The organism is Bradyrhizobium sp. LTSP885 (genome assembly GCF_000938305.1).
In the GTDB taxonomy this organism is placed as follows: domain Bacteria; phylum Pseudomonadota; class Alphaproteobacteria; order Rhizobiales; family Xanthobacteraceae; genus Bradyrhizobium.
The window spans coordinates 204,090-213,622 of sequence record NZ_JYMT01000043.1 but is presented as its reverse complement, the minus strand read 5'-3'; the positions used below and the strand labels follow the sequence as shown (position 1 = coordinate 213,622).

Sequence of the window (9,533 nt, the reverse complement as noted above, 5' to 3'; positions counted from 1 at the left end):
CGCGAGCCCCGGAATGACGAGAGCTGGAACAGCTTTCCAAGCCTCGCTATTGTCGTCGGCCACAATATGAGATGATGGAGTTTGATGCGTGCTGACGCTGTACAGGTGGGCGACCGATGATTGGCAAAGCATCGGGGCTGAGTTGCCGCCCGGGATTATCTGGATTGATCTGCTTGATCCTTCCGCGGACGAAAAGCAGTTCGTCGAGAGCCGGCTCAATATACGTGTGCCGACGGAAGATGCCTTGAGCGAGATCGAGGCATCTAGCCGCCTGATCGCCGATCATGATCGGCTTTATCTCAGCTCGCCAGCGGTGCGGCTCGATACGAACAACGAAGCCGAGATCACCAATGTCGGCTTTATCATCGGCCCGCGGGTGCTGGTGACGGTGAGGTTTGCGTCTATGCCGGCCTTCGACACCGTCATGAAGCGAATAGATTCGGACAACAGCCTGCAGAACGGCATGTGCGTGTTCACCGCATTGCTCGAGGCCATGGTCGATCGTGGCGCCGACGTGCTGGAACATCTGGGCGCCAAGGCCGATCAGCTGTCGAGGGCCGTCTTCAAGGGCGGCCTGGTGCGAACCCGGCGCCCGGTCCGCTCCAGCCGCCGGTTGCGCGAGGCGCTGGAGAGCGTCGGCGAATTGGCCGATCGCTTGGCGAAAGCGCGCGACGTCCTGCTTGGCGTCGGCCGAATAGCAGGATTCGCCGAGGACGTTGGCAATGAATGGATCACAGCCGCGTCGAAGAAGCGGCTGGAAGCCGTCTCCAGGGATGTCGCCTCGCTGAGCGATTATGAGTCGCGCCTGTCGGACAAGATCCAGTTGCTGCTGGACGCCATTCTCGGATTCATCAACATCCAGCAGAACGACCTGTTCAAGATCCTGACCATCGTCTCCGTCGTCGGCGTTCCCCCAACCATTCTGGCCGGCGTCTGGGGCATGAATTTCAAGACCATGCCGGAACTGAACTGGACGTTCGGCTATCCGCTGGCCTGCGCGGCCATCATTGCCAGCGGGATATTGCCGCTACTGTGGTTCAAGCGGCGCGGCTGGTTCGATTAGGGCTGGCTCTCGTTCGATCTGGGTTTATCTGACCATCCCGATCAACTGACCGGCGACGCGCTGATGGCCGGCGGCGGTCAGGTGAATATGGTCGGGCTGGACCATGCCTGCGGCTCGCGCCGAGTTGATGATCCCGTCGGCGGCGACCGTGCGGATGTGACGCCGGTGAAGCTCCCCGAGAATTCTTGCAATGTTGGCTTGCCTGTCTTCCGGGGTGACGATCGGCCCGTTGCCGTGCCGGCCGCGCTTGAAATCATTGCCACCGAAATTCAGGATCACGAGAGTCGTACCTTCCGGCACCGAACTGTCGAGGCGCGCCAGCATTCCGCCCGTCGTGTCTCCACTGATTCCCGCATTCGTGACGTGAACACTCCTGCCTTTGGCCTGCAGCATGCCCTCCAACAGAGCCGGCCAAGCCTCCGATGAGGCGACGCCTTTGCCCTGGGTGTTGCTGGCGCCAAGCGCGACGATTTGCGCCGAAGCCGGGTTTGACAGGACAAGGCCTGATACGATGAGCATCACGGCGAAAAGAGTTCTTGTGCCTGCGTGCATGGCCGCCCCTTCCGCGCTCTTCGAATTCAGGCCAAAAATGTAGCTAGACCTGACTCGCTGCACAATCGTGCAGTGGCCAGTGTCAGGCTTCAGCGGTGCTGTGCCGGAAAGTGCGTCGCCAAAAAAATGGGCCTATTCCTGGCGGCCCTCAACGCCGCCGTTGCGGCAGGCTGCAAGAAAGAACGTAACCCCGCGCGCCACATGCGCGTCGATCTCCGGGTCGAGCGTCTTGAGATCAACCACGAACAGTGCCCTGAGCAGCATGGGTACGGCGATAATATCGAGGAAGAGCCTCGCGGTCGTCGCGAGGTGCTCGGGCGCGAAGGCCGGCAGCGATCCAAGTTGGTCGGACCGTGTCAGCTCGCGCAGCAGGTCAGCCCCGAGTTCGGTACTGAGCTCGCGCGCCCTCTGGTTGACGCCGGCGGCCAGATCGGGGAAGCGGTTCGCTTCCGCGATCGCCAGCCGCATCAGTCCGATCCTGTCGGGGTCGAAACCCCAATGCAGCAGCGTGGCCGCCGCATTCGTGAGGCGCTCCTCGATTGTCACACCGGTCGGCGGCTTGGTCTTGAATTCGGCGATGCGCAAAATGTCCCGCGTCACCACCTCGGTGAACAGCGCCCGCTTGTCTTCGAAGCGCGCATAGATCGTGCGCTTTCCGGAGCGCGCGACCTCGGCGATCTCGTCGATACTGGCGCCTTCGAACCCGCGCTGCAGGAAGACCCGTCGCGCCGCATCGAGGATGCGCGCATCCACCTCTCCGGCAAGCTCCTTCGGCGGTCGGCCAAAGCGCACCGCGGCGCGCTTTGCTCGCGGCGCTGGTATCGCCTTCACGTCGCTGGTGTTCATCACGATTGCACCGGGTTCCGTCCTGCCGGCGGGCCGGCTGCGCGTCCCAATTTATCGTAATCACATCTTCTTGTAAATAGAACGGAACGGTTCCGTTCCTATTGACGCGCATCCTCGACGGGACTACTTGTCGCACAGAACGGAACGGTTCCGTTCCTTTATGCGAGGCCCTCGCTGACCTCGCCCGGTAGCAGGAGCAGCGATCATGTTCGAAGACAGTGTTTTGGAACGGGGCGAACCGCGGGTTGAGAGCGTTGAAAGCCCGCCGCCTATTGCGGCCTTGGATGCGCCCAGCGTCGGGTCCGACAAGCAGGAGCCCGCCGCGCGGGCGCCGTCCCCGCGGGAAAGCCCGGTCGGCAAGCAGCCTGCCTCTCCCGTTCGGCCGGAAGCCGTTGAACAGCAGGCCGACGGCAAAGTGCGCCAGGGCAGTTTCCTGCGCCGGCGGCCCGTGGTCTCCGCGATCGGCGCCGTGCTGCTCGCCGCCACGATCGGCGGTGGCTATCTCTATATGGACTACACCAGACATTTCGAATCGACCGACGACGCCTTCGTCGCGGCGCGGCAGTTCGCGCTCGCGCCCAAAGTGTCCGGATACGTCACCGCCATTCCCGTCACCGACAACCAGCATGTTGCCGCCGGCGACGTGATCGCCCGTCTCGATGACCGCGACTATCGCGTCGCGCTGGCGCAGGCAGAGGCTCAGGTCGCAGCCGCGCGCGCCAGCATCGAGAACATCGACGCACAACTCGACGTGCAGCAGGCCCAGATTGCCGCCAACCAGGCGCAGGTAGATCAGGCGGACGCGGCGCTGGTGTTCGCCCAGCAACAGGCGGCGCGCTACCAGCATCTGGAGCAGACCGGCTATGGCACCGTTCAGAACTCCGAACAATATACCTCGCAACTCCATCAGCAGCAGTCCGCGCTTCTGAGCGCGAAGGCGACGCTGAATCTGGCGCAGCGGCAGGTCGAGTCGCTCAAGGCACAACGCAAGAGCGCGGTCGCAAGCCTCGCGCAGGCCGAGGCCCAGCGCGACCAGGCACAACTCAATCTGTCGTACACGACGGTCACGGCCGCCCAGCCCGGCCGCGTCGCCAACCTCTCGGCCGCCATCGGCCAGTTCGCACAAACCGGCACAAACCTGACCATGTTCGTACCTGATGAGATCTGGGTGACGGCGAACTTCAAGGAGATCCAGCTCGACCGGATGCGGCCCGGCGAGAAGGTGACGCTGAAGATCGACGCCTATCCGGGACGCACCATCAACGGCCATGTCGAGAGCGTTCAACCCGGATCCGGCACCGCGTTCTCGCTGCTGCCGGCGCAGAATGCCACCGGCAATTACGTCAAGATCGTCCAGCGCGTGCCGGTCAAGATCGTGATGGACAACCCGCCGACCGACGTCGCGCTCGGCCCGGGCATGTCTGTGGTGCCGACGGTGCGGATCGACGCCTCGCCGTCGCTCGTCGAGCGCCTTGGAAGTCTGAGTCGCCGGAGGTTCCTATGAGCGCTGCCGCGATCGACGCCAAGGGTTTCTCCGTCCCCAGCATCGCCCCGAACCCGTGGCTGATCGCCATCGTGGTCGCGCTCGCGAGCTTCATGGAGGTGCTCGACACCACCATCGCCAATGTGGCGCTGCCCTATATCGCGGGCGGCATGGGCGTGAGCGAGGACGAAGCGTCCTGGGTTGTCACCTCCTATCTGGTGTCCAACGCGATCATCCTGACCGCCTCCAGCTTTCTTGCCAAAATGCTAGGGCGCAAGCGGTTCTTTCTGATCTGCCTCGGGATCTTCACCGTCAGCTCGGTGCTGTGCGGGTTTGCGTCCAATCTGAACGCGCTGTTGCTGTTTCGTATTCTGCAGGGTCTTGGCGGCGGCGGCATGGTGCCGGTGGCCCAGTCGATCCTGGCCGACGCATTCCCGCCGGCCAAACGCGGTCAGGCCTTTGCGGTGTTCGGCGTTGCCGTGGTGGTGGCGCCGGTGGTCGGGCCGACGCTCGGCGGCTGGCTGTCCGACAATCTCTCCTGGCACTGGTGCTTTCTGATCAACGCGCCGGTCGGCGTGTTTGCGATCGCCCTGATCGCGGCGGTGTTGCACGAGCCCGCCAAGAAGGACGAACAGCCACGGCAGGATAACGGATTCGATGTCATCGGCTTCGCGCTGGTTGCAACCTTCCTCGGCGCGCTCGAGGTCATGCTCGACCGCGGCCTGGAGGACGACTGGTTCGGTTCACCCTTTATCGTCACCTTCGCAGTGATCTGCGGCACGGCGTTCGTACTGATGATCCCGTGGGAGATGACGCGCCGCAATCCGATGATCGACTTGCGGATGGTGGCGTCCAGGCAGTTCGGCGCCTGCTTCCTGGTGATGCTGGCAACCGGCGCCATCCTGCTCGCGACCACCCAGTTCCTGCCGCAGCTGGTGCAGCAGGACTTTGGCTACACCGCAACCTGGGCCGGCCTCGTCCTGTCGCCCGGCGGCGTGGTCACGATGGCGATGATGTTCGTCGTCGGCCGTTTCGCCGCGAAAGTGCAGCCCAAATATCTGATCGTCGCCGGTGCTGTTGTCATCGCGCTCTCGATGTACAGCATGACCAACGTGTACGGCGATCTCGGCTTCTGGTTCATGGCGCGCTCGCGCATGCTGCTCGGCGTCGGCCTGCCGCTGATCTTCGTTCCGATCATGGCAGCGTCCTATGACGGCATTCCGCCATCCAAGACCGACCAGGCCTCCGCTTTGATCAACGCGGCGCGCAACACCGGCGGTTCGATCGGCGTCTCCGTCGTTTCAAACGTGCTGACGCATCGCGAGCAGTTCCACCAGAACCGGCTTGTCGAGCAGGTGGTCCCGTCGAGCCCGCAATATCAGGATACGCTGCAGCAGATCACGAACTTCTTCGCCGGCCATGGCAGCTCGCTGGCGCAGGCGCACGATCAGGCGATCCAGTGGATCGGACAGCAGGTGCAGAACCAGGCGTCATTCCTTGCCTATATGGATGCGTTCTGGGTGCTGATGCTGATCTCGCTGTCGGCCGTGCCGCTCGCGCTGACGCTGCGCAAGGTCAAACTTGGTGGTGCCGTCAATATGGGCCATTGAGTTTAAATAGAGCTGTTCAAATATAGGTTGTCGTCGCGGAACCCTTGGTCGCGGGGGCAGTTGTGAACTGATCCCCGAACGCGGCGGGATCAGCTTACAGCCATCGTCAGGGCCGTTGGAATCTCGACGCACCGCGCAGAGGTGGCACATGAATATGTCGAGTGAAGGCCTGTTGGTCGTGTTATTCGTCGGTCTCGTCGCAGGCTGGCTGGCGGGACAGATTGTGCGAGGGACCGGTTTTGGACTCATCGGTGACCTGATCGTGGGAATTCTCGGCGCCTTTATCGGAAGCTGGCTGTTGCCTCAGCTCGGCATCCATCTCGGGACCGGCGTCGTCAGTGCGATCGTCAACGCCACCATCGGTGCGGTATTGCTGCTCCTTGTCGTGCGGCTCGTTCGTGGCGGCGGCGGATGGGGCAGCAGCTGGCGAGGTGGCTGGGGAAACAGGTGGCGAGGCGGATGGGGCGGACGTTGGTAATGTACGCAACCCACAGCTTGGCTTACGGGCTCGACGTGCCACTTGGGACCTTCATATCCGCCGCGGTGGTTTGACTGAACGCGCGCAGCTCCCGGGCGGACCAACTATCGTGGCGTCAAGCCAAGGTGGTCATCCGCAGGTTCGCGGCCGAGAGCTGGCCGCGCAACCAGGCTTCAAACGCCGTGACATGGCTGCGGCCCTTGGCCTCGGCGGAGCGCACAAGATAGTAGGTGACGGTTTCGACCTCCATGCTCCGGTGATCGAAGGGCGCGACGAGCGTGCCCTTTTTCAGTTCGTCGGCGGCGAGAAGCTCGCTCTCCAGCACCACGCCGAGCCCTTCGACCGCCGCGTCGATCGCCATGGTGGATCGATCGAACCAGAGTTCGTGATGGGCCTTGATGTTCGAGCCTGCGACCTTTCGTAAGTAGTCGGTCCAGGTCAGGGCATTGGAGGAATGAATCAACGTGGCGCGGGCGAGATCGGCCGGCGCGCGCAGCCCGACCTGTTCGATCAGCCGTGGACTGCATAATGGGCGCAAGCGTTCCGCCAGCAACGGCTCGATCTGCCGGCCATTGCCGGCGGGTGGGCAGCCATAGGCGAGTGCGAGGTCGAAGCGCGTGGTTTCGAGCTCGCGCAAGTCCGTGATCGTCGACAGCCTGATCCCGATCTCCGGGTGCTGCTCGATGAAATTGCCGATCCGCGGCTGCAACCATTTGGCGGCAAAACTCGGTCCGCTGGCGATGAACAGATGGTCGCGCTGCGACTGCGGCGCCACCAGTCGCGTCGCGCCCACAATGGTTCCGAACGCACGCTCGATCTCGCTGGCGTAGACCCGGCCCGCGTTGGTGAGAACAGCGCGGCCGGCGTGCCGGGAGAACACCTGAACGCCGAGGAAGTCCTCGAGGTTCTGGATGTGGTGGCTGACGGCCGATGGTGTGACGCCCAGTTCGTCGGCGGCACGGCTGAAGCTGCCATGCCGCGAGGCCGCCTCAAACGCCAGCAGCGCCTTGAGCGGCGGCATGCGCGGTCGAGGAGGTGACTCCCCCTCACCGGCTGCTGAGTTTTTTGATGTGGCGCGCATGATGGCCGCTCATTACGAATATTGCCGTTAGCTCAGGCAATTCTCGTACCGCGACAGCCCTGACGCAACAGATACCTGCCCCGAAAACCGACCCGCGAACATCAGGCGGATTCAACGGTGCCGCGCCGCATTGCCATGCGGCGGCAGCGCTATGCCGCCTGCCCGAGGAGAGCCCATGACTTCAGCGCTGAAAGCCGCCGCCGACGAATTCCTTGTCCGGTATGGCGGGGACGTCTTCCCGAACCTCTTCACCTCGGCGAAGGGGACGATCGTCACCGACAGCGACGGCCGCGAATATCTCGATTTCACCTCGGGACAGATGTGCGCCACGATCGGTCACAACCATCCGGCAATCGTCGAGGCGGTAGAGCGCGCCGGCAAGAAGGCCTTCCATCTGTTCAGCGGGATGATCCCCGAGGTGGTCGCCGAACTGGCCCAGGTTCTCGCCACGGATTGGTTGCCGGGCGACCTCAAGCGCTCGATCTTCATCAACACCGGTTCGGAAGCCACCGAAGTCGCGTTGCGGATGGCCAAGATGTATACCGGCGGCTACGAAGTGCTGGTGCTCGGCGGCTCCTGGCACGGCATCACCGGAGGCGCGGCCTCGGTGTCGATGGCGAGCGACCGCAAGGGCTACGGCGTGCCAGCGCCCGGCGTCTTCGTGATCCCCGAGCCCAATGCCTACCGTCCCTACATTGTAAAGGACAGTGACGAGGATTCCGCGCTCGCCAATCTCGAACTCGCGTTGAAGATGTTCGACATGCAGTCGAGCGGGCGAGGTGCGGCGATCATTGCCGAGCCGATCATCAGCGCCGGCGGCGTGCTGGTGCCGCCAAAGGCGTTCATGGAGGCGCTGCGCAAGGCGGCTCATGACCGTGGCATGCTCTTGATCTTCGACGAGGCACAAACCGCGTTCGGACGCATCGGCACCAAGACCGGATCGGAGTATTTCGGCGTCGTCCCCGACATCATGACGATGTCGAAGACGTTGGGTGGCGGGCTGCCGCTTGCGGCGGTGTCGACCACCGCGGCAATCGAGAGCAAGCTGCACGACGATCACTTCACCTATTACACCAGCCACGTCTCCGATCCCCTGCTGGCGGAGGTCGGACTGGCGGTGCTTCGCGTGATCACGAAAGAGAAGCTGGTCGAGCGCGCCAATGTGATGGGCGGCTACCTGCGCAGCAAGTTCGAGGGGCTGCAGCAGAAATACGAGCAGATCGGCGACATCAGGGGCGCCGGCCTCTTGCTCGGCGTCGAACTGGTCACCGATCGCAACAGCAAGCAGGCGGCGCATCGGCTCGGCGGACTGACGACGCAGAAGTGCTTCGAGCACGGCCTGAGCATGAACATCCGCCGCCGTCCCGAGCGCGGATCGGTGTGGCGGATCGCGCCACCATTGACCGTTTCCACCGATGAAATCGATCGGGCCGTCGAAATCCTCGATCGATCTCTGAGGGAAAGCCTCGACGAGCTGTCGCGAAACAAGACCGCTTAGCAACAGGAGAGGCTGAGATGATCCGCATTCCAACCTTGGCTCTGGCCGCCCTGTCGCTGGCGACGTTCGATGTTCATGCGAGCCAGGCGGCGAGTCCCACCCTCGACAAGATCAGGGAGCTCGGCAGGATCACGTTCGGTTATCGCGAGGCGTCGATTCCGTTCGCCTATCTCGGGACGGACCAGAAGCCGACTGGGCTCTCGCTCGACCTGTGTTCGGCCGTGGCCGACAAGGTCCGATCCGCATTGCGGCGGCCGGAGCTCGCGATCGACGCCGTCGCGGTGGATGCCTCCAACCGGATTCCGCTGCTGCAGAACGGCACCGTCGACATCGAGTGCGGCAGCACGACCAACACCGCCGAACGGCAGAAGCAGGTGTCGTTCTCGATTGCGACCTACGTCGCTTCGCCGCGCTGGCTGGTCGCTGCCTCGTCTCCGGTTACGGAGCTGAAGGCGCTCGAGGGGCAGACGATCGTGGTCACGCAGGGTTCGCTGAATCTCGGGGTGGTCCAGAAGATCATTGCCGAGCAGCAGCTGAAGGTGAAGATCGTTCAGGCCAAGGATCACGCCGAGTCGATCCTGATGCTGCGAACCGACCGCGCGGCTGCATGGTTCGAGGATGACATCCTGGTCGCTGGAATGGTCGCCAACGCACCCGATCCGAAGGCGTACCGGATGCTGGCGGCGACCTACGCGCCGACCTATTACGGCCTGATGATGCGGCGCGCAGATCCGGAGTTCAAGGCGCTGGTCGATGCCGCGATCAGGGAGAAGATGGCATCAGGCGAATTCGACAGGCTCTACGCCAAATGGTTCGAGCAGCCGATCCCTCCGAAGGGACTGAACCTGCTGCTGCCGATGAGCGATGCAATGAAGGCCCGCGTCGCATCGCCGAGCGACGCACTTACGCCGTAGGTTGGACC

9 protein-coding genes are annotated in these 9,533 nt (G+C 63.4%); 6 read left to right on the top strand and 3 right to left on the bottom strand.

Features of this window, described 5'->3' with window-relative positions:
- The first annotated feature begins 88 nt into the window (after positions 1-88).
- Positions 89-1,063: a magnesium transporter CorA family protein gene (locus UP09_RS34965; protein ID WP_044542952.1), complete on the top strand. Its 975-nt coding sequence runs from the start codon at positions 89-91 to the stop codon at positions 1,061-1,063.
- Positions 1,064-1,087: 24 nt separating this feature from the next.
- Here UP09_RS34965 and UP09_RS34960 read toward each other — a convergent pair whose 3' ends face one another.
- Both UP09_RS34960 and UP09_RS34955 read right to left on the bottom strand, forming a co-directional pair.
- Positions 1,088-1,582, bottom strand: a complete 495-nt coding sequence (locus UP09_RS34960; protein ID WP_044542951.1) for an SGNH/GDSL hydrolase family protein — start codon at positions 1,580-1,582, stop codon at positions 1,088-1,090.
- 165 nt (positions 1,583-1,747) lie between these two features.
- Positions 1,748-2,461 (bottom strand): TetR/AcrR family transcriptional regulator, encoded by a 714-nt coding sequence (locus UP09_RS34955; protein ID WP_052833301.1) that lies wholly within the window; start codon positions 2,459-2,461, stop codon positions 1,748-1,750.
- Positions 2,462-2,666: 205 nt separating this feature from the next.
- On the opposite strand from UP09_RS34955, the gene UP09_RS34950 reads away from it, so the two are divergent.
- From UP09_RS34950 to UP09_RS34940, 3 genes are all read left to right on the top strand, one after another.
- A complete protein-coding gene (locus tag UP09_RS34950) occupies positions 2,667-3,965 on the top strand; it encodes an HlyD family secretion protein (protein WP_082070413.1) in 1,299 nt (432 codons plus the stop codon).
- On the top strand, positions 3,962-5,554 hold the full coding sequence (locus UP09_RS34945; protein ID WP_044542950.1) for a DHA2 family efflux MFS transporter permease subunit: 1,593 nt from the start codon (positions 3,962-3,964) through the stop codon (positions 5,552-5,554). Before UP09_RS34950 ends, UP09_RS34945 begins: the two co-directional genes overlap by 4 nt.
- A 148-nt stretch (positions 5,555-5,702) precedes the next feature.
- On the top strand, positions 5,703-6,032 hold the full coding sequence (locus UP09_RS34940; protein WP_044542949.1) for a GlsB/YeaQ/YmgE family stress response membrane protein: 330 nt from the start codon (positions 5,703-5,705) through the stop codon (positions 6,030-6,032).
- A gap of 115 nt (positions 6,033-6,147) precedes the next feature.
- Here UP09_RS34940 and gcvA read toward each other — a convergent pair whose 3' ends face one another.
- On the bottom strand, positions 6,148-7,053 hold the full coding sequence (gcvA, locus tag UP09_RS34935) for a transcriptional regulator GcvA (protein WP_044542948.1): 906 nt from the start codon (positions 7,051-7,053) through the stop codon (positions 6,148-6,150).
- A gap of 235 nt (positions 7,054-7,288) precedes the next feature.
- On the opposite strand from gcvA, the gene UP09_RS34930 reads away from it, so the two are divergent.
- Positions 7,289-8,611 carry an aspartate aminotransferase family protein gene (locus UP09_RS34930; protein ID WP_044542947.1) on the top strand — a complete coding sequence of 441 codons (1,323 nt, stop codon included), beginning with the start codon at positions 7,289-7,291 and terminating at the stop codon, positions 8,609-8,611.
- 17 nt (positions 8,612-8,628) lie between these two features.
- Positions 8,629-9,525, top strand: coding sequence for an amino acid ABC transporter substrate-binding protein (locus UP09_RS34925; protein ID WP_044542946.1), 897 nt, complete (start codon positions 8,629-8,631; stop codon positions 9,523-9,525).
- Positions 9,526-9,533: the final 8 nt, after the last annotated feature.

Coding starts and splice junctions, on each gene's coding strand:
- UP09_RS34960 (WP_044542951.1), bottom strand. CDS start 1,582: ATGCTCATCGTATCAGGCCTTGTCCTGTCAAACCCGGCTTCGGCGCAA.
- UP09_RS34955 (WP_052833301.1), bottom strand. CDS start 2,461: ATGAACACCAGCGACGTGAAGGCGATACCAGCGCCGCGAGCAAAGCGC.
- UP09_RS34950 (WP_082070413.1), top strand. CDS start 2,667: ATGTTCGAAGACAGTGTTTTGGAACGGGGCGAACCGCGGGTTGAGAGC.
- UP09_RS34945 (WP_044542950.1), top strand. CDS start 3,962: ATGAGCGCTGCCGCGATCGACGCCAAGGGTTTCTCCGTCCCCAGCATC.
- UP09_RS34940 (WP_044542949.1), top strand. CDS start 5,703: ATGAATATGTCGAGTGAAGGCCTGTTGGTCGTGTTATTCGTCGGTCTC.
- gcvA (WP_044542948.1), bottom strand. CDS start 7,053: ATGCCGCCGCTCAAGGCGCTGCTGGCGTTTGAGGCGGCCTCGCGGCAT.
- UP09_RS34930 (WP_044542947.1), top strand. CDS start 7,289: ATGACTTCAGCGCTGAAAGCCGCCGCCGACGAATTCCTTGTCCGGTAT.
- UP09_RS34925 (WP_044542946.1), top strand. CDS start 8,629: ATGATCCGCATTCCAACCTTGGCTCTGGCCGCCCTGTCGCTGGCGACG.